This is a genomic window from Actinomadura napierensis, assembly GCF_039529375.1.
GTDB lineage: Bacteria > Actinomycetota > Actinomycetes > Streptosporangiales > Streptosporangiaceae > Spirillospora > Spirillospora napierensis.
This window is the reverse complement of record NZ_BAAAMR010000010.1, coordinates 37,185-60,594: the sequence shown is the minus strand read 5'-3', so window position 1 is coordinate 60,594 and position 23,410 is coordinate 37,185. Positions and strand designations below refer to the sequence as shown.

Here is a 23,410-nt window from a genome sequence, read left to right as displayed (position 1 = left end):
CCGGCACCAGTTCGTGTGCCGGACCTGGACCCCGGACGCGGCCGCGCAAAAGGTGCCACCCGCCCAGAACGAACCCGATGTGTTCGCACAGCCGTGGTACCTGCGGGCGATGAACTTGATCGCCGCGTCCGTTGGAGCGACGTTCGTTCTCGGGGTTGCGCTCGACCGGCCTTCGCCCAGTCCAGCGCTGATGACCATTGCAGGGGCCGGTGCGTGGACCCGAGTACGTCGATCCTGGTGCGGGCTCAGCCGAGTTTCGGGGTGGTGCGGGCGATGATCGGGACTAGGTCCAGGCCGGGCGGGAGGGTGCCGAAGGCGGAGCCCCAGTCGCCGGCGAGGCGGGTGGCGCAGAAGGCGTCGGCGATGGCGGGGTGACCGTGCCTGACCAGCAGCGAGCCCTGCAGGACGAGCGCCATCCGCTCGACGATGCGGCGGGCGCGGACCTGGACGGTGGCGAGGTCCTGGAGGGAGTCCTTGACCCCGGTGACGGCGGCGTCGAGCCGCGGGTCGGCTCCGGCGGCCCGGCCGACCTCGGCGAAGAACGCCTCGACGGTCTGCGGCTCCTTGGCCATCGCCCGCAGGACGTCCAGCGCCGCCACGTTGCCTGAGCCCTCCCAGACTCAGCGGAGCTGTTGATTTTAAGGAAAATCGCAGGTAGACGTACCTTTTAATCGCGCATGATGGTGGCTGGTGTGGGGCTGTGCCAGGCAGTCCACTAGCCGATTCGCTAACTCGTTCTCCGGTTGAGAGGAGGAGTCGATGCGGCAGCCGTACGTAGTCAGGAAGGTAAGCAAGCGCACCGGGGCGACCCGGTACACGGGGATGTACTACGACAGGACCGAGACGCCTCGGTCGGCCGGCACCTACGACAACGAACTGGAGGCGCTGACAGCGGCTCGCCGGGAGCAGAACAGACGTGAGAGCGGAGTCCTGGGGGAGATGACGCTGGCGCAGCGGCGCGCCATGACGTTCGAGGAGTTCTGGCCGGTCTTCCAGCGGCATCACCGGGTCGAGCCGAACACGATGCAGACGTACTTCGGGACCTGGATCAATCACGTCCGTCCGTACCTGAAGGCCGACCGGGTGGCGACAATCGACTCGGCCCGCGCCATCCAGTACTTCACCTGGCTGGCGGAGGCAGGGCAGACGGTGAACACGCGGCGGTCCTGCCGGACGGTCCTCTCCGCCATGATCGCCCTTTCGATCCGGCTGGGCTACCGCAGCGACAACCCCGTCCGGGGACTGAACGTCGGTAAGCAGTCCGCGCACAAGAACATCAAAGTCATCAACGAGACGGTGTTCTGGGAACTGTGCGACAAGCTGCCGTTGCCAACGCAGCGGCTGTTCGCCGAGTACATCATCTCCAGCGGAGTTCGCTTCTGTGAGGCGATCTCCTTCCAGGAAGGAGATCTGGACTACGACACCGGCATGCTGAAGGTGTGCAGGTCGACTGTGGAGGTGGCGCAGCAGTTCCACCCGACCGGTGGTCGGTTCGTGACCCGCCCCTACACCAAGAACGGCGAGCACCGCCGATTCAAAATCGGCAGACCGCTGGTGGAGAAGATCCGCGCCCACGTCCAAGAACACGGACTGAAAACCGATGACCTGATCTTTCCGGTGCGGCTGTTCAAACCGGACACGGCGTGGGTTAACCTCCCACGCTGCACTGAAGAGGAGATGCAGGCCGCCGCCAAGACCGGCTTCATCTCGCCCGTGACCGGAGCACGGGTCACTCACACCAAAGTTAGTACTTACCGTAAGCACGGGTGCCGGTGTGGGCCGTGCGTGCAGGCATTCCGCGACTACCGGTCGGCGTATCGGGTGCAGGCGATGGCTCGCAAGGGCAAGGTGGCTCGCCAGCGGGTCCGCCGGGACGGTAACGACTACCTGGCGTCTAGTGAGTGGAGCACCATGTGGATCCCGGCCCGTAGGGCCGTCGGCGTCGACATAACCCCGTACCAGCTGCGCCACTCCCACGCCTCGCTCCTGCTGGCGCACGGTGTCCCGCTGCCGGACGTCCAGGCTCGGCTGGGCCACCACGATCTGACCTCCACCACCCACTACGTGTGGGCGCTGGCTGAGGAAAGCGAAGCCGCGGCAACCACGATGAATGTGCTGCTGGGTTATGAGGCCAAGCAACCGGACCCGCAGGAGGCGATGCTGGCGCGCATGGAGAGGATGATGAACCGCATGCAAGCCATGATCGACCCTCCCCTCGCACGCCGGATCGCAGCCGAAAGCTCCACCTCCCGTCCAGACCTGCACCTGGTCACCGACACCCTCACCGCCATGCAAATCCCAACAGGCAACTGATACTCCTGCCGCACTCGCAGACCTCAGGCTGATGGAGGCCGGGACACGTGGTCGCCAGCGCGCTGGCGGCCACGTACCTGATCAGGGACCGCCCCCGTAGGTGTGGGGCCGACCGGACGCCCCATCGCGCGAAAGCTCGACGACGGGAATCATCCCCGCGGCCGTGGGGCCGACATCCAGACCGAGTGCGCCCAAGACGTTGCCGAGGAACCATCCCCGCAGGCGCGGGGCCGACCCCTACTCCTACAGCACGCGCCGCGCCGTCTGGGAACCATCCCCGCAAGCGCGGGGCCGACTCGGTCACTGGCGACGGCGCCCGCGTCTACCGAGAACCGTCCCCGCAATCGCGGGGGCGACGGCGCGCTGGAGGCGTACGCCCTGGGGTGCCTGGAACCATCCCCCGCAGGCGCGAGGCCGACCGCAACCGCAGCGCGTAGTCGCCGTCGAGCGCCGAACTATCCCCGCAGGCGCGGGGCCGATGGTTTCGAGATGCCGTTCACGGCGCGGGTCACCGAACCATCTCCGCAGGCGCGGGGCCGACCGGCCGGGCGAGGAGGGGCGGCGGCGGCCGGCGGAACCATCCTCGCAGGCGCGAGGCCGACGCGAGCGTCACGACGACGCAGATCTACACCGCGGAACCATCCCCGCAGGCGCGGGGCCGACCCCCGCCAAATCCCGGCACTCAGCCCCGCCAGAGAACCATCGCCGCAGGCGCGGGGCCGGCCGAAGCCCTGGCCGGTCGGCCGGGGCTTTCTGCGAACCATCCCCGCGGGCGCGGGGCCGATGCGATCCATGACCAGTCGGTGGCGCGCGGACCGGAACCATCCCCGCAGGCGCGTGGCCGACGGGCCGGCCGCCTCGAGGGCGATGAACTCGCGCGAACCATCCCCGCAAGCGCGGGGCCGACTTCCACAGCCACGTCGCGACCGCCGCCACTAGCGAACCATCCCCGCAGGCGCGGGGCCGACCCGCCTACCTGTATGTAGAGGTAGCGGACCACCGAACCATCCCCGCAGGCGCGGGGCCAACGCGCGCGCCGATCCCCCGGGCACGGATGCGCTCGAACCACCCCCGCAGGCGCGGGGCCGACATGCGGGTCCCGTACCAGCCGGTGGTCGAGAGCGAACCATCCCGCAGGCGCGGGGCCGACTGAGGCCTGGCCTTGAATCACCAGGCCCCCAGAGAACCATCCCCGCAGGCGCGGGGCCGACAGATGGAGGACCACGCGGGCATCGCCCGGTCAGGAACCATCCCCCGCAGGCGCGGGGCCGACTGCGCGGCGGTGTCGTACAGCGCGACGGTGCCGGAACCATCCCCGCAGGCGCGGGGCCGACAGAAGGAGTCGGAGTCTTCGAGTACACCGACCAGAACCATTCCCGCAGGCGCGGGGCCGACATCGACCACCCCAACTCGGGGATCTCGATGACGGAACCATCCCCGCAGGCGCGGGGCCGACGCCCGTTACCGCTCGCCACGTCGTGCCCTCCTCGAACCATCCCCGCAGGCGCGGGGCCGACCCCTCGACTGCAAGCGCCAATGACGCGCCGGCCGAACCATCCCCGCAGGCGCGGGGCCGACCTGGTCTTGCCAGGGGTGGGCGTCGCTGATCGAGAACCATCCCCGCAGGCGCGGGGCCGACATCGACGCCTTCGGGCCGTACAGCTCCTTGCGGGAACCATCCCCGCAGGCGCGGGGCCGACGCCCGCGGCCTCACGATGAGTGACCCCGTTCCGGAACCATCCCCGCAGGCGCGGGGCCGACTTCCCACATCTGCGCGCCGCCGTTGACGTCGAAGAACCATCCCCGCAGGCGCGGGGCCGACGCGGGGGCCGGCTAGAGCCCCCGCCCCGATGGGGAACCATCCCCGCAGGCGCGGGGCCGACTGAGACCGTCTCCTGCTTGCGATGCGGTGGTGATGAACCATCTCCGCAGGCGCGGGGCCGACGGGGCCGGTACATGCGGCGGCTCCTGGACGCCAGAACCATCCCCGCAGGCGCGGGGCCGACCCGGTCTTGGTGTCGACGCAGACCCGCAGCACGGAACCATCCCCGCAGGCGCGGGGCCGACACATGGTGGGCCGCCGGCGGCCAAGACGAACGGGAACCATCCCCGCAGGCGCGGGGCCGACTCGCAAGGGGAGAAGGACGGCGTCGCCTACCAGGAACCATCCCCGCAGGCGCGGGGCCGACCGCCAGTTCCGGGCCGCCACGCGACGCGGCAGGGAACCATCCCCGCAGGCGCGGGGCCGACGGTCTCCGGGGTGGTGTCGGGGTAGGGGAACAGGAACCATCCCCGCAGGCGCGGGGCCGACGATAGCTGGACGGGCAAGAGCGTGGCCAATCTGGAACCATCCCCGCAGGCGCGGGGCCGACCGGCGCGTCCCCATGGACGTCCCAGGGGGCGACGAACCATCCCCGCAGGCGCGGGGCCGACGGCGCGCTGCCCATGACCGAGGCGTACTGCTCCGAACCATCCCCGCAGGCGCAGGGCCGACAGCGCCAGGGCGGTGCGGTGAACATCACCGACAGAACCATCCCCGCAGGCGCGGGGCCGACTGAGTCGACCCGACGGCGCGGAACCGTCGTCCTGAACCATCCCCGCAGGCGCGGGGCCGACTCGCCCTACTCCCGCCTGTTCAGCACCCGGAGCGAACCATCCCCGCAGGCGCGGGGCCGACCTACCCGCGGCCGGGCACGCCGTGCGCGCCTACGAACCATCCCCGCAGGCGCGGGGCCGACGTCCCGCCGCCCGGGGCGATCTGCGCGGCGTGCGAACCATCCCCGCAGGCGCGGGGCCGACTGGGCGCAGCGCGTCAAGCCGGCCCCGCACCAGGAACCATCCCCGCAGGCGCGGGGCCGACGGCTGCCCGTTGCTGTGGGTGCGGTAGCGCAGGGAACCATCCCCGCAGGCGCGGGGCCGACCAGGTCGAAGGGGTCCCCGCCGGTGATGCGCGGGAACCATCCCCGCAGGCGCGGGGCCGACCAAACAGCTGCCCCGGCCGCCCGAGCGCGCCGAGAACCATCCCCGCAGGCGCGGGGCCGACACTTCCTGACCTGCGGCGTTACCGGCAAAGGGGCCGGTTTTCATTCGGTTGCTTTGTGATCATGATCAACGATGCTCGGGCTTGGTATCTCTGCCGCTGGTCGGCCCAGCCTATAGGGCGAACGGTTCTGTCAGTGGGCTCGGCTACCTTGCGCGCTGTGAGTACCGAGAGGTCGACCACGAGCGCTCCAAATCCTCTGGCGGTTCTGTGGGGCAAGAGCGCGGGCCAGGCCGGCGGACGTTCCAACTTGCTGCTGCAGCACCTGTTGGACACGGCTGCGGTTGCCGAGTTGATCTGGGATCACTATCTGGCGCCGTCGGTACGCAGGGTGCTCGATGGCGTTGCAGGTAAATGTGGGGGGCGTCAGTTGTTCGCCTGGCTGTGCGGGATCCACGATTTCGGAAAGGCGACTCCTGCGTTTCAGCACATGGATGCTGCTGGGGCGGCTCGCGTGCTTGGTGCTGGTCTGACGTGGGATCAGCGTGTGGTTGCGCGCCACCGCTGGCGTCATGATCGGGCAGGCGGTGCCCTGATGCGCAGGTCCCTCGCCGAGGCAGGTTGGGCAGAAGACAACATCGATTGGGTGTGGCCGCTGATCGCGGGTCATCATGGTCTGTTCCCCACGCTCGGCCATGCGGAAGAGCCTCCGCGCGCCCAAGGGCGGCTGAGCGGTAGAGGACTGGGATGGGACGCTGCGCGTCGGGCGTTGATCGATGTTTTCACGAGGGCGTTGGGGTTCGAAGGCATCGCAGAAGTCGAACCGGTGGGGTCGCCGAGTCGAGCGGTGCAACTGCAGTTGAGCGGTTTTGTCGTAATGGCGGACTGGATCGCCAGCGACCAACACCATTTTGAGGGCGTGGACGAGTTCGAGCGGGTGAGTCTTCAGGGGGCTCGGGATCGCGCTGGGGAAGCGTGGCAAAGGCTCGGGCTGCGCGGTGGTTGGGGTCAGTTGGATGAGCCCGCTGTGAGCGTTTTCGAGCAGCGTTTCGGGGACGATCCTCGCCCTTCACAGTCGATGGTGGTGGACGTCGTCAGCCGTATGAAGGCGCCTGGCCTGGTCGTAGTCGAGGCGCCGATGGGGGAGGGGAAGACGAAGGCGGCGCTGGTGGCCGCGGAGTTCTTGGCCGCCCGGTGGGGCATGGACGGGGTGTTCGTCGGGATGCCCACGCAGGCGACGTGCGATCCGATGTTCACCAATGTTCGGTCCTGGGTTGAGACGATCTCGCCTTCGCTGGCTTCCCAGGTGGCGCTGCTGCATGGCAAGCGGATGTTCAACAAGCAGTGGCAAGGGCTTCTCGGAGACGATGAGACTGCCGCAGATGACCGGTACACCGGTATCGCAGAAGACGAATTCGGTCTCGATGACCCTTACGGGGTGTCCGGCGGTTCGTGCTGTCCAGAGGCGGCTGCGGAGCGTCGCGCGCCGGCGGAATGGTTCCTTGGAGCCAAGCGTGGGCTGCTGAGCCCGTTCGTGGTGGGGACGATCGACCAGCTACTGTTCGCTGCCACTCGTACCAAGCACGTGATGCTGCGCATGGCGGGTCTGGCCGGCAAGGTCGTGGTCCTAGACGAAGTGCACGCGGCCGACGTCTATATGTCGCAGTTCCTGGCCGAGGGGTTGCGTTGGCTGGGGCAGGCACGGGTGCCGGTCGTGCTGCTGTCGGCGACCCTGCCGGCGGCGCAGCGCCGGGAGTTGGTAGCTGCCTACCTGGCGGGCGCGGGACACCACGAAGATTCGGACGCCTCGGAAAGCACGGCGATACCCGAGCCCACCGGCTACCCGAATGTGACGGCCGTGTGGAGGACGGAGACGTCGGTCGGGCGCCTGGTAGAGAACTGCGACTCCTGGCGAGGGGACCTGCAGGTCGAAGTGGAGGTTCTCCCGGAGCCCATCAATGCTGCGGCGCTGCCGGATGATGGGATGTCCACCGGAGATGCGCAGGTGCTCTCGCTACTGCGGAATCAGCTCGCCGAGGGCGGATGTGCCCTGGTGATCCGTAATACGGTCCTTCGCGCGCAGGACACCTTCGAGGCCCTGCACGGAGTGTTCGGCGATGACGTGCGCCTGCTGCATGGACGGCTCAACGCCAGCGACCGCGCCGATCGGACCGAGGAGTGTCTGCGGGCGTTGGGGCCGCCGCAGTCAGATGGTCCCGGCCGCCCTGCTCGTAGGATTCTGGTGGCGACACAACTCGCTGAGCAGTCGTTCGATGTGGACGCCGATCTGCTGGTCACGGATCTGGCTCCGATAGATCTGCTGTTGCAGCGAATCGGACGCACTCACCGGCACGTTGGTGTGCGGCGTCCACGGCCGGTTGTCGAGCCGCGTGTCGTCATCACCGGGTTTCGCCCTGAAGATGACGCGCCACCTGAGTTCCCGGCAGCCGCCGAAGCCATCTATGGCCGGTATCTGCTGTTGCGGACAGCGGCTCTGGTGTGCGCAGCCGCAGGTGAGCGCTGGTCGATCCCCGGGCAGGTCCCGCAGTTGGTCGCTGACGTATACGGCCGGGAACGCTATTCGGTCCCCGCGTCCTGGGCCGAGGCAGAACGTCAAGCACGTACCGACTGGGAGACCCGGCAGCGGGCACGAGCCGAGAGCGCCGAGCCTTTCCTGCTCGCGCGAGCCGGCGAACACACGCGACGCACTTTGGAGGGGCTGCATCGTGGCGGAATGAGCGAGGGACTGAGCGAGGAACGCCACCAGGCGGTCGTGCGCGACGGAGACCGGAGCGTCGAGGTGGTGCTGGTGCGACGAGACGATCGCGCCTACCGGGCTTTGTCGGGCAGATCGCTCGGGACACAAGGCGAGGCTTCCCGGGACGTGCTGGAGGACGTGCTCGGCGGAACCGTCCGTCTCCCCGCCAAGCTGACCGAGGCGGCCGAAGTGGACTTGGGGCCGCTGGGCGGGTGGCGCGATCACCCCTGGCTGCGCTACAGCCGCGCTTTGCCATTGGACGCGTCTGGTGCGGCTCGGCTTGGCGAACACACCCTCCGCTACGACCCGTCGCTGGGCCTGGTGGTGACAGGGCCACGCTGAAGAAGGCGGGACGGCAATCGCCGTCCCGCCTTCTCCCCGCTTCCGCGGGGCCAACTCGCTGCTCATACACAACCGAGAGCCATCCCCGTCGAGGCGGGGCTATCAATCCGGACCTGTCCACCGTAAGGCCGCGTCTGGCCAACCCTGTCATATCCCCGACGGCTCGCGGCTGACCGAGCTACGGTCGATTCCTCTATACAGAACCGTTTAAGGAAACGACGATGCCTGCATTCGACCTGGTCATCGAGGAATGGTTGCGTACGCGGCTCGGTGACGGGCAGACCATTGAACCGATGGGGCTGCGAGGGGCCCTGCACCGTGCCGGCGATATCAGCGAGATCGTCGTCGACCTTCCGACGCAGGCGCCGGCGTTGCTGCGGCAGGTGCTCCTGCCGATCGTCGTGGACGCTCTGGGAGTTCCGGCCGATCGCCGAGTGTGGGCGGCAAGGTTCGCCCAGGGGGCTTTCAGCGAGGCGGAGCTGGCCAAGCTCGACGCTTACCTGGAAGAGCATCGTTCCCGGTTCGACCTGTTCCATCCAGAGACACCCTTCGCTCAAGTCGCCGGGCTGCGCACGGCCAGGGACGAGACGAAGGGGTCGGGGCTCCTGGTCGCTGTGGAGGCCACCGGTAACAACGTGCCGTTGTTCTCCGCGCGGACTGAGGGTGATCCGCCGCCGTTGACTGCGGCCGATGCGGCGATGTGGTTGCTGCATGCGCAGTGCTGGGACACTGCGGCGATCAAGACCGGTGCAGTCGGGGACCCGGTGGTCAAGTCCGGGAAGACGACGGGCAACCCTACGGGGCCCCTCGGGCAGTTGGGGGTGGTCGTGCCGGTCGGCCGGACTCTCTACGAGACTCTTATGCTCAACATCCCGATCGGTGTGGAGGGGCGGCTCGCGTCCCCTCAGTGGCGGCGCTCCATCGGCCCCGCCTGGGAGAGCCGGGCGGCGCAGGGGCTGTTGGACCTGTGGACCTGGCAGTCGCGACGGATCCGGCTCGTCCCCGAGCAGACTCCAGGCGGAATTCGCGTGACCAGCGTGCTCGTTGCGGCGGGCGACCGGCTCTCGATGACGCCCGACTGGGAACCGCACACGGCATGGCGCGTCGACAAACCCGCCAAGAAGACGGCGAAGTCAGCGAAGCCTGTGCCGCAGCGGCCGCTCCGGCACACGCCGGGCAAGGCGATCTGGCGTGGGATGAACGCACTGCTCGCCGTGGAGGCCCTCGAAACCGCGGCGTTTCACACCAGCGAGCTGCTCGACCAGATCAGCGGCCTGGAAGCCGAGGAGTTGATCGACGACCAGTACCCACTGCGGGCCGAGACCTTCGGAATGGTCTACGGCAACCAGTCCGCGATCATCGAGGACGTCCTGCACGACCTGACGCCGCTTCCGGTCGCGGCACTGCGCGCCAACGCCGGCGTTCGTTTCGCGGTGCTGGACGCCACTGAGCAGGCCGAGCAGCTGGCGCAGGCCGTCAACTACCTGTCGGCCGACCTGCGTCGCGCCAGCGGCCTGGAAACCATTCCTTGGGACAAGGGGCAACGCCCCGGTGAGCGGCTGCTATACCTGCTGGACCCGGTGATGCGGCGTCTGCTGCGCGGCCTTCAGACCGTCCAGAACGCCGAGATGCTCGACCGTGGGCTGCTGGCGTGGGAGCAGGAGGCTCGGCGGCTGGCGCTGGAGGTGGCCGAATCGGTGCACGCCGCCGTGCCGGAAAACGTGTTCGCGGGCCGCAGGACCAGGAAGCCCGACGGGACGCTGGCTGAGCCCTATCCCTTGGGCAGGGCGGTGAACGATTTCTACCAGCGGCTTAACCGCGTCCTGCCGCGCGCCAAGGACGAGCGCTAGATCGCACCCCTCACTCATTCGCGAGGTACTCATGTCTCAGCGTTATTGGAACCGCGTTGACACCAACGGCGACTGGCTCACCCGCGACCCGCGCACGGGCCGTCCACTCGGACCTCCACCCGGCGAGGATCTGGCAGCGCTTCGCGCCGGGCTGGGACGTGAAGCGGGCGAGGTCCCGTCCATGTGGCGGTTCTACACCTGCCCTGTAGACGACCAACTCGCCCAACGCGGCCGGGTTTCGGTCGAGCAGCGGGCCGAGCACGCCGCACTGGCCCTGTACGGGTTGCACCAGCAGTCCAAGCGAAGCTCGATGCACCATCCGAAGAAGCCGCTGGGGATGGCGTTGCACCGCCTGCACAGCAGTGGCCGCTTCAGCGCCCAGGCCGTGGACGCACGAGTCAACGCGGCCGCCACGACGACCAACCCCGCCGCGCTGCTCATGCGGCTGCGCGGCCTCATCGAGCAGCTCCGCGTCATCGGCGAGCCACTGGACTACGACGGGCTGATGCGACTCGTCCAGGACTGGCACTACGAGGACGGCCGTCGCGGCGCGCGCCGTCGCTGGGCCATGGAGTACCAGGTCTGGGCGCAGCGGAACGATGACGCTGCCGCCGACGGCACGGCCTCCGATGGAAGCAATCTTCTGTCCTGACCGGCGATACCGGGCCACCCTCACCACGAACGTCTTTCAAGGAGTCACGCATGCCCAAGCAGCAGTACGTCGAGTTCCACATCCTGCAGACCGTCCCGCCGGCGAACCTGAACCGCGACGACCAGGGAAACCCGAAGGAGGCGTTCTTCGGCGGCGTCCGTCGTTCCCGTGTCTCCTCGCAGGCATGGAAGCGTGCGGCCCGCATCGAGTTCGACCGGCACCTGCCCGAGGCCGACCAGTCAACCCGCACCAAGCAGATCGCCAAGCAGCTGTCCGGGCGGCTAAACGACCGCACCAGCCTGGAGCCCGAGCAGGCCCAGCGGCTGGCCGGGGCGTTGCTGGAGCCCCTGGGAATCAAGGCCGGACGCAAGGCCGGCGACACCGCCTACCTGCTGTACTACGGCTACGGTCAGCTCGACCGCATCGTCGACCTGGTCGCCGACCGCGCCACCGACTTCGCCGCGCTGTCCGACGACGAGCTGGCCGCCGCCGTCAAAGACCTGAAGATCGCCGACGAACTCAAGAACGGCCACCCGATGGGCGTCGCGCTGTTCGGACGGATGGTCGCCGACATCCCCTCCCTCAACGTCGACGCCGCCGCCCAGGTCGCCCACGCGCTGTCGACCCACCGCGTCGAGCTGGAAGCCGACTACTACACCGCGGTCGATGACGCCAACGAGCTCGGCGAGACCGGCGCGGGCATGATCGGCAGCATCGGTTTCAACTCAGCCACCCTCTACCGTTACGCCGCCATCGGCGTGCACCAGTTGGTCGACAACATCGGCTCCACCGAGGCGGCTCTGGACGCGACCCGCCAGTTCGGACGGGCGTTCGCGCTGTCCATGCCCACTGGGCACATCACCTCCTTCGCCCACCGCACCCGGCCCAGCCTGGTCGCCGTCGTCGTCCGCAATGACCAGCCCGTCAACCTGGTCTCGGCATTCGAACGGCCCGTTCCCGACACCGACTCCTCTGGTGCCGCCTGCGGCGTCGCCGCCGAATCGGCCGGCCGCCTGGCCCGTGAATACCTGCGCTCGGTCCGCCAATGGGGTGACGAGCCCGCCCACGCCGCGGTCTCGCACGCCTTCGACGGCGCCACCGACGATGACATCGCGCGGGCATTCGGCGACAACCAGACCTTCGACGACCTGCTGCAGGGCTTGGACCAGGTCCTGGCACGCACGTGGCAGAACTGAGGCTCGCACCGATGGCAGACCACCAGCAGGTGTTGATCCTGCGGCTCGCCGGGCCCCTGCAGTCCTGGGGCGATCAAAGCCGCTTCAACCGGCGTGAGACCCGCCCCGAACCGACGAAGTCCGGAGTGCTCGGGCTGCTGGCCGCTGCACAGGGCCGCCGCCGCGAAGACCCGCCCGGTGAACTACTCGACCTCGCCCTCGGGGTGCGAGTCGACCAAGCCGGGACGCTCCTACGCGACTACCACACGGTCAGCGACTACCGCGGCCGTCCGCTGCCGCAGGCGGCCGTCAACGCCAAAGGCGTGCAGAAGCCCACCTCGCCCGCCAAACACACCCACGTCACCCAGCGCTACTACCTGCAAGACGCGGTCTTCGTCATCGGCGTCTCAGGCCCTTCCGGGCTGGTGGACGCCTTGGGCGCAGCACTGCGGCGCCCAGCGTTCCCGCTCTCGCTCGGACGGCGCTCTTGCCCGCCTACCCAGCCGATTATTCTCGGCATGTACGACGGGGCACTGAACGACGCCCTCGCCGAACAGCCATGGCAGGCCGGACACGCCGCACGCCGCGAGTTCCAACGTCGCCACGGGCGCCCACCCCGCATGGACCTGCCTGTGACCATCGAGACCCCCGACGGCGACGACGTCGTGCACGACGTCCCTCTGTCGTTCTCTCTACGCGACCGCCGCTTCGCCAGCCGACGCGTCGCCCACTCCTGGGTCTCAGCGCCCACGGGATTTCCCGACCCTGATGCGCCCACCGATGCCGGCCACGACCCCTTCGCCCTGCTGGGCTGGTGAACCGACCATGACCTATCTTTCCCGTGTCCGCATCAACCCCCTTCGGCAGACATCCCGCGAACTGCTCACCAACCCGCGGGCCATGCACAGCAACGTCTGTGCCGCCGTCCCCGCGACCCCCGACACCGAACGCCGGCTGTGGCGACTGGACACCGACAATCCCCACCGTCCCCACCTGATCGCCCTCACCCGCTCCAAGCCTGACTGGACCCACCTGATCGAAGCCGCCGGATGGCCCGCTGCCGACGACAACCAACACTGCGTCGTCGCCGACTACACCCCGCTCCTGGCGCAACTGGCCATCGGCCGTGAGTTCACCTTCCGGCTGACGGTCAACCCGGTTCAGAACATCCCCCGCCCCCCGAAACGCACTGACGCTCAAAGCAGCGCGGACACTCAGCCCGACCGCAAGCGCCGCACGTCCGTCCGCACCGGACACCGAACCGCCGCCCACCAACTGAACTGGTTCCTCCAACGAACCGACCGATACGGATTCCAGATCCCCTCCGCCCGCACCGACCCCGAGCTGCCGATCCTGCCTCTCGAAGAAGCCACCGCCGCGCCCGACGTGCGGATCATCCATCGCGACCGGCTCTCCTTCAGCAAAGGCAACCGGCGGCACGTGGTCCTGCACGTCGCGACCTTCCAAGGACGGCTGCAGGTCACCGACACCGATCTGCTCACCCGCGCCCTGCTGGACGGCATTGGACCGGCCAAAGCCTACGGCTGCGGCCTTCTCACCCTCGCGCCTGCGACGGGACGCTGAATGCCCGACATCTGGTGGAAGGCCCACCCGCACGATCTGCACCGCCTCCAGGACCGCATCTCCAGCGTCTACGTCGAACGCAGCCACGTTGACCGCGATGAGAACGCCGTCGTCGTCATCAACAAACGCGAAACCGTGCGCATCCCCGCCGCCCTGGTAGCCGTCATCCTGCTCGGGCCCGGCACCCGTATCATCCACGGCGCCGTCAACCTCCTGGGCGACTCCAGCACCGCCATCTGCTGGGTCGGCCAACAAGGCGTCCGTCTCTACGCCTCCGGCCTCGGCCCCGCCCGCGGCGCCGGCCTCCTGAACCAACAGGCCTACCTGGTCACCAGACCCAAAGAACGCCTCAACGTCGCCCGCGCCATGTACGCCATGCGCTTCCCCGGCGAAGACGTCTCCACCGCGACCATGCAACAACTCCGCGGACGTGAAGGCACCCGCATCCGCAAGCTCTACAAGACGCACTCCGAGCGCACCGGCGTCACCTGGAACCGCCGCGAATACAAAGCCGGAGACGCCCACGCCGCCGGCGATGACCTCAACCGACTCCTATCCGCCGCCAACGCCGCCCTCTACGGCATCTGCCACGCCGTCATCGTCGGCCTCGGCGCCAGCCCCGGACTTGGCTTCGTCCACACCGGATCAGCCATCTCCTTCGTTCTGGACATCGCCGACCTCTACAAAGCCGACTACACCATTCCTCTCGCCTTCGACCTCGCCGCCCAAGGACTCACCGACGAACGCGACGCCCGAACCGGCCTACGCGACCTCATCGCCGAAAACCGCCTCCTCGGACGCATCGTCCACGACGTCAAAGCACTCCTCACCCCCGACGAGGCCACCCACATCCCGATCGACGAAGACGTCAACCAACTGTGGGACGAACAAGCCGGAGCCGTCTCCGGCGGCCTCAACTACTCCGGAAGCGAAGACCTGATCCAACCCGGCATGGGCGACCAACACCTCGCCATCATCGGCCCGGAATTCGACCCACCCAGCAGCGACACCACAACATGACCACCGTCGTCGTCCTCATCGCCGCGCCAGAAGGACTCCGTGGCCACCTCACCCGCTGGATGGTCGAAGTACACGCCGGCGTCTTCGTCGGCAATCCCAGCCGCCGCATCCGCGACCGCCTCTGGGACCTACTCGCCACCCGCATCGGCGACGGCCAAGCCATCCTGGTTGAACCAGCCGCCAACGAACAAGGCTGGTCCGTCCGCACCGCAGGCAAAGACCGCTGGAAACCCGTCGACTTCGACGGTCTCATCCTCTCCGCCCGCTACCGAAACCAACCGAATGAAAACACGCCCTCCGCCAGGTGAACCCGCAGGTCAACAAGTGTCGGCCCCGCGCCCGCGGGGATGGTTCGCGGCAGCGGCGATGATTTCGACGCGCCGCACAGTCGGCCCCGCGCCCGCGGGGATGGTTCCGGCGACGCGAGTTCCCACACGGTGACGCTGGCGTCGGCCCCGCGCCCGCGGGGATGGTTCACATCGTCTGGAGACCGCTCCCGAGGCTGGCGGAGTCGGCCCCGCGCCCGCGGGGATGGTTCCGCAGACCCCGCCGGGTCCTAGTCCTGGCAGACGTCGGCCCCGCGCCCGCGGGGATGGTTCCGCGGGCGTCATCTTCTGCACGCGCCCCCACGTGTCGGCCCCGCGCCCGCGGGGATGGTTCCATCGTCTCGTCCTGGCGCAGGGCCTTGCTGCTGTCGGCCCCGCGCCCGCGGGGATGGTTCTCGCGCGGGTCTGCTCATGGTCGTGCGGGCCGTGTCGGCCCCGCGCCCGCGGGGATGGTTCTCGCGCGGGTCTGCTCATGGTCGTGCGGGCCGTGTCGGCCCCGCGCCCGCGGGGATGGTTCGAGCTGTACCGCCTGGCGCAGATCCGGGCGGACGTCGGCCCCGCGCCCGCGGGGATGGTTCAGATCAGCCCGTTGTCCTGGTAGGCGACGCCGGCGTCGGCCCCGCGCCCGCGGGGATGGTTCCCGCACCCGCCGCACCCGTCACAACGGCGACCCGTCGGCCCCGCGCCCGCGGGGATGGTTCCAGGTTGTCACCCTCGCGGGTGCCGGTGGTGGCGTCGGCCCCGCGCCCGCGGGGATGGTTCCCGCACCCACGTCCCCGTGGGACCCGGTGGGCGGTCGGCCCCGCGCCCGCGGGGATGGTTCCGGGACGGTGGCCCGGGGCCTGGCGGTAGCGCGGTCGGCCCCGCGCCCGCGGGGATGGTTCCGGTGCGTGCGTGGAGGTCGCCGCGGCCAGGGAGTCGGCCCCGCGCCCGCGGGGATGGTTCGCGGCCGCACTGCACACCCGGTACCGGGGCGCGGTCGGCCCCGCGCCCGCGGGGATGGTTCGGCGTGCCGGGACGGGGACATGTGCACGCATGCGTCGGCCCCGCGCCCGCGGGGATGGTTCGACGAGCTACAGGACGACGCCGAGTACGTCTCAGTCGGCCCCGCGCCCGCGGGGATGGTTCCGCGCACTCTCCGGCCGTCACCACCGCCCAGAAGTCGGCCCCGCGCCCGCGGGGATGGTTCGACGTTCCGGGTGGGCGTGCGCGTCGGCACCGCGTCGGCCCCGCGCCCGCGGGGATGGTTCGTTGAAGGCGATCAGCAGCGGCGCGACCACGAAGTCGGCCCCGCACCTGCGGGGATGGTTCGGCCGCGCAGGCAGGCGACAAGGACGGCCGCCGGTCGGCCCCGCGCCCGCGGGGATGGTTCCGATCCCCTTGTGCTGTCATTCGGCCGCGCGCTGTCGGCCCCGCGCCCGCGGGGATGGTTCGCGTGGGTCCTTCGTCACCCGGAACCCTCGGATTTCGGCCCCGCGCCCGCGGGGATGGTTTCGAGTTCGTCTCCTACATCGCTGGCATGCCTGGTCGGCCTGGCGCCCGCGGGGGATGGTCCGCTGTCCGGGTACGCCGGACCCGGCCCCGCGCACCTGCGGGGATGGTTCCTGATCCGAGGCATATCTTTTGCCTCTAGCGCGTGTTGGGGATGTGGAGTCTGGCGGCTGCCTGGTTGCGGGACAGAAGGTTCAGGTTCTGTGTGGGCAGGTGCCTGGGGCCGTTCGCCTCGATGAAGTGGGTGGGCCCGTACGGCCATGGGCCCTGGAAGAGCGCGATGAGGTTGGCCGTGGGCAGGTGGGTCAGCGTCTGGTGGACGACATCGGCGTCGGGGCCTGGGGTTGCCAGCCACAGGGTTGGTCGATGTGGCCTGGCCTCGGTAAGGCTGGTTGGCGAGAGCCTGCTCTCGAGGTGCTCGATTGTGTCTTCCAGGGTGGCGGGCATGTGCAGGGCGGGGGTGAGGCGTTCGGATGGCAGGGAGGCGTTGCCGAGCAGTTGCTTCAGGTCGGGCCGCGCGATGACGACGTCGAGTCTTTCGGGGCCGTCCACCAGGGCGTCGACCAGCACGGTACGCAGTAGGTTCCGGGCATCGGGGCCCATCACGCCGGCGCCTTCGGGATGGGCGAAGGCCCGGGCCAGCGACTCGGTTCGTCGGGCAAGGCGACCTCGGGTGATGATGCGATGCGTGATCAGACGGCGGATGGTGGAGACGGGTGCGTTGCTCATGAGCGCTCCTGTTCGGTGGTCGTGGAAGCCCTGATCAAACAGGGGAGCGCCTGGTCGGCGCGCTGAGCAAAACCCGTCATGGTGAGAAGTGACCGCTGCCGGCTTCTACGGCGGATGTGGTTGAGGCGTGGTTCGGCCGTTGCCGTTGGGGCTTCGACACGGTGGCTGCTGCTGTGGCGGACAGTGGTGACTTCGTGTCATTGGCGTGCAACGCTCATCGCGCGAATCTGATGACGTAGCAGGGTTGTCTCGCTACTCTCTGCGTTCGGAGGTGGTGTGGGTGGGGATCCCCGCTGAGCAGAACGTGAAGCAGCTTCTGGAAGGCATCGTCTCGGACGAGCTGCTCGTCCCGTACACGGCGCTGCTGGCGCGGTCCGGGTGCCTGCTGGAAGAGGCCGACGAGCTGCTTGGCGGCTCCGAGAAGGTCAAAGCGCTCACCGATGCAGGGTTGGCTCATGTCCGGGGCGGCGGTCCTGCGCTGCGTCCGAAGGTGATGCCCACGCCGGCGAACCTGGCTCTGCAGGGGGGCACTCGCCGATCTCGCGCGGCAGTTGACCGCAGAGCACGAACGCCTGTTGGACGGGCATCGGCGGATGCTCGATATGCACCCGTCCAGTGCGGTGGCGATGGAAGGGGACGCGGGGCGGTTGGTGCAGATCGTCACAGACCGGGACGAGATCAGCGACCTGTCCCGGTCGCTGATCAGTACGGCCCGGCGGGACTGGATGACCCTGGACAACTACGTCCTGGAGGCGTCGGTCGATGAGTTCATCACCGTCTCGCCGCTGCCTTCGTTCGAGGGCGAGGTGAGGTGCCGCGCGATCTACGAGACGCGGTGCGCCGAGCATCCGGTAGGCGTCAAGACGATCGAGGCCGCTGTCGAGGCTGGCGAGGAGGCGCGGCTGCTGCCTCGGATCGGCATGAAGATGCAGATCGTCGATGAGGCCATCGCGCTACTTCCGCTGACGCCGACGGGGTTGTCCGGCGCCTTGCTTGTTCGTTCCTCGGTCATCGTCGAGGCGTTGCGGGAGTACTTCGAGTTCCTGTGGGAGCGCGCGATCCCGTTCGGAGCCGCACAGCCCGACAGCCCGCTGTCGCCTCTCCAGCAGAAGATTCTCAGCATGATGGCGGAGGGCCTGTCGGACGAGAGCATCGCTCGACGTGCTGACGTGAGCCTGTCGACAGTGCGGCGGCATTCCGCCGTCATCAGGGAGAAGCTCGGTTTCGAGAGCCGCTTCGCCGCCGGGGTCGCGGCGGCGAGACGTGGCTGGCTCGGTTGAAGTCCGTCACCACGATTTGAGAGGCAACCGCATGCCTGCATTCCGGGACTTCGTTCCGAATCAGCGGATCCGCCCCGGTCTGGCGCTGTCCCCGGACGGGGGCACGGTGGCGTACTCCGGCAACGCCGGAGGGAACTTCGATCTCTGGGTGCTCTCGATCGCCACCGGTGAGGCCCGGCGGCTGACCGAGCTCGGCGATCGAGCGGTGCAGCAGATCGCCTGGGCGCCCGACGGGAAGTCGCTGGTGTTCTCCGCGGACCGCCAGGGCGATGAGCAGTTCCGGTTGTACCGGATCGAGGTGGACGGGACGAACCTCACCGAGATCAGTTCCGGTCCGGACTGCCAGCGGATACTCGCGACAGTGCCCTTCGACGCCGCAGGGCGTTACCTGGCGTACGCCGTCAATGATCGCGACGAGACCGTCCAGGACCTGATCGTCCGGGACCTTGCCGACGACACCGAGCGCCGCATCGTCCCGCCGCCCGAGGTCGCCTTCGAACCGGCGGCGGTGTCCCCGGATGGGAAATGGCTGCTGGCAGCGGACTTCCGTTCCCATACCGACATCGCGCTCTACCTCATCGACCTCGAAGCCGGAGGCGACCCGATATGCGTCACTGCCAAGTACGGTGAAGGCGCGTTCGAACCAGGTCCTTGGATGGCGGACTCGTCCGGCTTCTACCTGCTCACGGATCTCTGGGGTGAGTTCACGGCGGCGGCCTGCTACCGCCTTGACGGCACCTTGAAGCCCGTCGCCCAGCATGACTGGGACGTCGAACTCATCGACAGTTCGGGTGACACGCTCATCTGGTCGGTCAACGAGGCGGGACGCTCCACTCTGCACGCCTCGCAGAGTGGCGGCACGATCGGGCTGCCGGAAATACCTTCGGGAGTCGTCACCTCACTTGCGCTCACGCCAGGCGGTCGAGCCGCGGTCGTTCTGATCGATGCCGCAACCCGCCCCGTCGAGATCGCCGTACTCGATCGGGACTCCGGCTTCCGATACCTGACCGATGGCCGCCCACCCGCACTGCACGTGGTCCAGCCCGTCGCACCGGAGTCGATCACTTATCCCGCGGCTGATGGCCGGCAGATCCAGGGCCTTCTCTACCGGCCTTACCAGCCAGGCCCGCATCCCGTCCTGCTGTCCATTCACGGTGGCCCCGAAGACCAAGAGCGTCCACGCTACGTCTTCTCCGGGCTCTACCAGCACCTGCTCGACCTAGGGATCGCGGTCTTCGCCCCCAACATCGCCGGCTCCACTGGATACGGCACCGCGCATCAGAAGCTTATCTACCGTGACTGGGGCGGCGTCGACCTGGACGATCTCGACCACGCGGTTCGCTATCTGCAGGCTGCGCCCGATCTCGACACCGACCGCATGGCTGCCATGGGCGCCTCCTACGGAGGCTTTGCTGCCCTGTCTTGCCTGTCCAGGCTTCCGTACCGGTGGGCTGCGGGCATCTCCTTGTGCGGCCCTACCAACTTGGTCACTCTCGCCAGAGAATGCCCCCCGACCTGGAAGACCTTCGTAGCCACCGTGCTGGGTGATCCCGATAAGGACGCCGACTACCTCACCGAACGGTCCCCGGTCACTTACGCCGACGCCATCGCCGCGCCTCTACTGATACTGCAGGGAGGCCGTGATCCTCGCGTCCCGCGCGCCGAGTCTGGCCAACTTGTGGACCGGTTGCGTAGGCGGGGCGTGCCGGTCGCCTACGAGGTCTTCGAGGACGAGGGACATGGATTCAGCCAGCGGAAGAACGAGCTCCGGGCTTACGAAGAGGCCGCAGAATTCCTTGCTCGGCACCTACTGCTGACGAATTGACCCCGGTCTGCAGGGGAGCGGGGAAAGTGGAACGCAAGGGCTCTGTGTGCTTTTAGTAGAGCGCGTCAAAAGCGCCGATGTGATCATTTTGGTGTGCCCTACTGTGGTCGACCATGTCCGGCATTTTTGCGCCCCTGGCGCTACTTAGGAACCCGACGGTCGCCCCTCTGTTCATCTCGCGGCTCGTTTCCAGTGCAGGTGTCGGGTTCGGGCAGCTGGCACTCGCCTGGGGTGTGATGGGCCTTGGATATGGCCCTGCGGCACTCTCCATGGTGATGGCCTGCAAGGCCGCGCCGGCCATACTCATGATCCTCACCGGAATCGTCGGCGACCGGCTCCGGCGGCACCATGTGCTGCTTGCGGCCGAGCTTCTCGCAACTGTGGCCTGGTTGGGGCTCGGCGCTTGCTTCCTGTCAGGGACGGCCCCGCTCCCGCTGCTGTGCGGACTCGCCGTCCTTTCAGGAGTGGCAACGGCGATGTTCCTCCCGACGATCCGGGGAATCGTGGCGGATCTCCTCGCAGGCGTGAGCCGTCCGGCCGGCAACGCGCTGGTCAACCAGACCGAATCGGTCGGGCTCCTCATCGGCTTGGCGTCGTCGGGAGTCGTCGTCAGTACCGTGGGCGCCGGATGGGCGGCCTCGGCCCGAGGAGTGTTGTGCGCCGCGAGCGCGCTGCTACTAAGCCTGCTCAGAACCGCACGCCACGACCGCGACTCCGGAATGCTCCGCGATCTGCGAGCCGGCTGGAGACAGTTCGCCGCGCATCGCTGGGTCTGGACGATGGCGTTGCAGTTCACCGTCCTCATCATCGCCGTGGCCTGCTTCACCGACGTCATCGGACCGATGTACATGAAGCACGGCCACGGCGGCGCACGCGTATGGGGCATCATCGCCGCCTGCGAAGCCCTCGGAGCGCTGGTCGGTGCTCTCATCGGCGCGCGCCTGAGGACGCCCAAACCGGTCCTCGTCGCCACGGCACTTCCGGCTTCTGCGGCCATCCCGATGACTCTCATGTGGGGCGGCGTCCCCTGGGCGGTCATCAGCCTCGCGATCTTCATACCCGGCATCTGCCAAGCCGCGTACTACGTCCTCTGGACGACCGCCCTGCAGGACCAATTCGCTCGCGCGGTGCTGGTCCGGGTCAACAGCTGGAGCATCGTTGGCAGCTACTTGCTGACCCCCTTCGTCCTAGTCGCCGTAGGGCCCTTGATCGAAGACGTCGGCCCTCAGAACGCGGCACTCGTCGCAGGCCTCGCCGTGCTCGCCGCAACCGGTCTAGCGCTTCTCTCGGTCAGGTCGGTCATGACCGCCGGCTCGACGGCGGCTGGTCCCCGCCAGACCGAGCCGATGCCGTCCTGAACTCCGTCTGCGCGCCGACTCGGGAACGCCCGGAAGGCCTTGAGGTGACTCTGGCTCCCTGGGCGGAAGGGACGCGACACGCCTGCGGGGGAGCTGGCGGTGGTTCGACCTATCCGCAAGTATGGAGCGCAAACAGTCTGACTCCACTCCAATCGGAGCCAGGCACGGTTATCTGTCGTCAAGAGAGAGGGACTCTGCATGACCCGAGCGGCAACCAACCGGAGGACCTCAGAACATGGTCGATCACGAGACCCCCGCGAACGAGCGCACGGAACTTCTCGCCGGCGAACTGTATGAACGTGCTCGCACGCTCGTCCAGTCGATTCAGGATCCGCCCGGGCTGACCCAGCCGGAAGCGGTCCGCACGATCGCGGGCAATCTGACTCAGGCGGCATTCCGCCTCGCTCAGATCGCCGAGGAACTGGACGCCTGCCTCAACAGAGAACTCGACGCTGGACGACTCGGTCATCATCGCGGCGACGATCCCGTTCCAACCGTCCTGAAAGCGCACGATGCGCTGGCCAAGGCAACCGAGCAGTCCATGGATCTCGGTGTGTCCTTCCGGCGTGCGTGCAGAGCCCTCGACGACATCCACGGAACCGAGGACGACACCACATCAGCGCAGCAGGAAGCCGCCGAGGAGCAGACACCGACGGACGAGCACGCCGAGCCGAGGTCAGCGGAGGTTCAGTCGGCTGCCAAGGACTTCCCGCACCGCATCAGCGAGGTCCTCTCCGACACCCCGGCCTCCCCGTCCCCTCCGGAGCATCGCCCGGGCCCCAAGCCGCCGCCCCCACGCCGTGAGATGTAACCCGGCGTTGCCGGCCGGAGGGACTGGCCGGGCGCGGTGCTGCGTCAGGCGGAATGACAGACCGTGCTCTGCAGAGGCTGCCGTAGCGCTCCCTAGCGCGTTGAGGCTCATCACGTAGGGATGCGTTCGTCGCCTGTCCTGGTCCGGGCGAGTGCTTGTGGACGCCGAAGTCGGCGCCTGCGAGCACTCGCCTGGCCGGCGGCTGGATAGCGGGTAGGGCGGCGGACCCACACTGGCGCTCATCGCCGTCTAACCCGTCTGGGCGCCCAGGGGACCGCGAACGCGGTCTTGTGCTGACGGAGTCGTCCATCTGGCATCGGCGCGACGGCCCGGCCGGCAACGAACGCGCTTGGCGTGGCGCATCGACTCGGCGGCAGCAACGTCCGGGACGGACTCCGCCGCCGCGGAGCAAGAAATGGAAATCCTAAGGATTTCGCTGCGGACCGGGCGCGGTCCACAAGCATGCCAATCGGGTCGAGCGCGATCCGAGGTCAGGAGGCTGATGACAGAAGACGGTCGAAAGACGCAGCGACGCAACCGCCGTACACACCGCACCCCTCGGCGCAGTCGGGCGTTGTACATCGCGCTGTCGGACGAGGAACACGCGGCGCTGTCGATGGTGGCCGAGCGGCAGCATCTGGCGACCGGCGCCTGGGCGGCGCAGACGCTGCTGGCCGCGGCCTACGGGACGACACGTGCCGATCACGTCGAGCTGCGCGAGCTGCTGGAAGCCGTCTTGCAGGCGCGCGGACAGGCGCAGCGGATCGGCGTCAACCTCAACCAGGCGGTCGCCGCTCTCAACTCCGGAGAGCTGACACCGACACTTCGCTGGTACGCCAGGGCCGCGGCACAGACGGTCGGCAAACTCGACGACCTGGCCCAAGACCTGCAAAGACGACTTCCATGACTCCTCCGC

At 68.4% G+C, this 23,410-nt stretch carries 16 protein-coding genes and 2 CRISPR repeat arrays; of the genes, 14 read left to right on the top strand and 2 right to left on the bottom strand.

Annotated elements, in window-relative coordinates; genetic code table 11:
* Positions 1–245: 245 nt before the first annotated feature.
* A complete protein-coding gene (locus ABD296_RS08480) occupies positions 246–599 on the bottom strand; it encodes a hypothetical protein (RefSeq protein WP_344263327.1) in 354 nt (117 codons plus the stop codon).
* Positions 600–759: 160 nt separating this feature from the next.
* Between ABD296_RS08480 and ABD296_RS08475 the strand changes: the two genes are divergently transcribed.
* The 9 genes from ABD296_RS08475 (at position 760) to cas2e (ending at position 14,982) form a co-directional block, all read left to right on the top strand.
* Positions 760–2,313 carry a tyrosine-type recombinase/integrase gene (locus tag ABD296_RS08475; protein WP_344263326.1) on the top strand — a complete coding sequence of 518 codons (1,554 nt, stop codon included), beginning with the start codon at positions 760–762 and terminating at the stop codon, positions 2,311–2,313.
* Between the two features lie 1,182 nt (positions 2,314–3,495).
* Positions 3,496–5,356: a CRISPR direct-repeat array (repeat unit 28 nt; unit sequence GAACCATCCCCGCAGGCGCGGGGCCGAC).
* Positions 5,357–5,417: 61 nt separating this feature from the next.
* A complete protein-coding gene (cas3, locus tag ABD296_RS08470; protein ID WP_344263325.1) occupies positions 5,418–8,393 on the top strand; it encodes a CRISPR-associated helicase Cas3' in 2,976 nt (991 codons plus the stop codon).
* Positions 8,394–8,614: 221 nt separating this feature from the next.
* Positions 8,615–10,243, top strand: coding sequence for a type I-E CRISPR-associated protein Cse1/CasA (gene casA / locus ABD296_RS08465; RefSeq protein ID WP_344263324.1), 1,629 nt, complete (start codon positions 8,615–8,617; stop codon positions 10,241–10,243).
* A 31-nt stretch (positions 10,244–10,274) separates the two neighbouring features.
* Positions 10,275–10,895, top strand: coding sequence for a type I-E CRISPR-associated protein Cse2/CasB (gene casB / locus ABD296_RS08460; protein WP_344263323.1), 621 nt, complete (start codon positions 10,275–10,277; stop codon positions 10,893–10,895).
* 50 nt (positions 10,896–10,945) lie between these two features.
* Complete coding sequence (cas7e, locus tag ABD296_RS08455) at positions 10,946–12,091, top strand: type I-E CRISPR-associated protein Cas7/Cse4/CasC (protein WP_344263320.1); 1,146 nt, start codon at positions 10,946–10,948, stop codon at positions 12,089–12,091.
* 11 nt (positions 12,092–12,102) lie between these two features.
* Positions 12,103–12,888: a type I-E CRISPR-associated protein Cas5/CasD gene (gene cas5e, locus ABD296_RS08450; RefSeq protein ID WP_344263318.1), complete on the top strand. Its 786-nt coding sequence runs from the start codon at positions 12,103–12,105 to the stop codon at positions 12,886–12,888.
* Between the two features lie 7 nt (positions 12,889–12,895).
* Positions 12,896–13,654, top strand: a complete 759-nt coding sequence (cas6e, locus tag ABD296_RS08445) for a type I-E CRISPR-associated protein Cas6/Cse3/CasE (protein ID WP_344263316.1) — start codon at positions 12,896–12,898, stop codon at positions 13,652–13,654.
* A complete protein-coding gene (gene cas1e / locus ABD296_RS08440) occupies positions 13,655–14,674 on the top strand; it encodes a type I-E CRISPR-associated endonuclease Cas1e (RefSeq protein ID WP_344263314.1) in 1,020 nt (339 codons plus the stop codon).
* Entirely contained in the window at positions 14,671–14,982 is a 312-nt protein-coding gene (gene cas2e, locus ABD296_RS08435) for a type I-E CRISPR-associated endoribonuclease Cas2e (RefSeq protein WP_344263312.1), read from the top strand. The genes cas1e and cas2e overlap by 4 nt, the downstream gene beginning before the upstream one ends.
* Before the next feature lie 18 nt (positions 14,983–15,000).
* Positions 15,001–16,494: direct repeats of the CRISPR family, unit length 28 nt; unit sequence GTCGGCCCCGCGCCCGCGGGGATGGTTC.
* A 135-nt stretch (positions 16,495–16,629) separates the two neighbouring features.
* On the opposite strand, the gene ABD296_RS08430 is transcribed toward cas2e, so the two are convergent.
* Positions 16,630–17,220 carry a hypothetical protein gene (locus ABD296_RS08430; RefSeq protein WP_344263310.1) on the bottom strand — a complete coding sequence of 197 codons (591 nt, stop codon included), beginning with the start codon at positions 17,218–17,220 and terminating at the stop codon, positions 16,630–16,632.
* Between the two features lie 551 nt (positions 17,221–17,771).
* Between ABD296_RS08430 and ABD296_RS08425 the strand changes: the two genes are divergently transcribed.
* The 5 genes from ABD296_RS08425 (at position 17,772) to ABD296_RS08405 (ending at position 23,401) form a co-directional block, all read left to right on the top strand.
* Positions 17,772–18,500, top strand: a complete 729-nt coding sequence (locus ABD296_RS08425) for a helix-turn-helix transcriptional regulator (RefSeq protein WP_344263308.1) — start codon at positions 17,772–17,774, stop codon at positions 18,498–18,500.
* A gap of 31 nt (positions 18,501–18,531) precedes the next feature.
* On the top strand, positions 18,532–20,325 hold the full coding sequence (locus ABD296_RS08420; RefSeq protein WP_344263306.1) for a S9 family peptidase: 1,794 nt from the start codon (positions 18,532–18,534) through the stop codon (positions 20,323–20,325).
* A gap of 113 nt (positions 20,326–20,438) precedes the next feature.
* Positions 20,439–21,683 (top strand): MFS transporter, encoded by a 1,245-nt coding sequence (locus ABD296_RS08415; RefSeq protein WP_344263304.1) that lies wholly within the window; start codon positions 20,439–20,441, stop codon positions 21,681–21,683.
* A gap of 235 nt (positions 21,684–21,918) precedes the next feature.
* Positions 21,919–22,494 carry a hypothetical protein gene (locus ABD296_RS08410; protein ID WP_344263302.1) on the top strand — a complete coding sequence of 192 codons (576 nt, stop codon included), beginning with the start codon at positions 21,919–21,921 and terminating at the stop codon, positions 22,492–22,494.
* A gap of 574 nt (positions 22,495–23,068) precedes the next feature.
* Positions 23,069–23,401 (top strand): hypothetical protein, encoded by a 333-nt coding sequence (locus tag ABD296_RS08405; RefSeq protein ID WP_344263300.1) that lies wholly within the window; start codon positions 23,069–23,071, stop codon positions 23,399–23,401.
* Positions 23,402–23,410 lie beyond the last annotated feature (9 nt).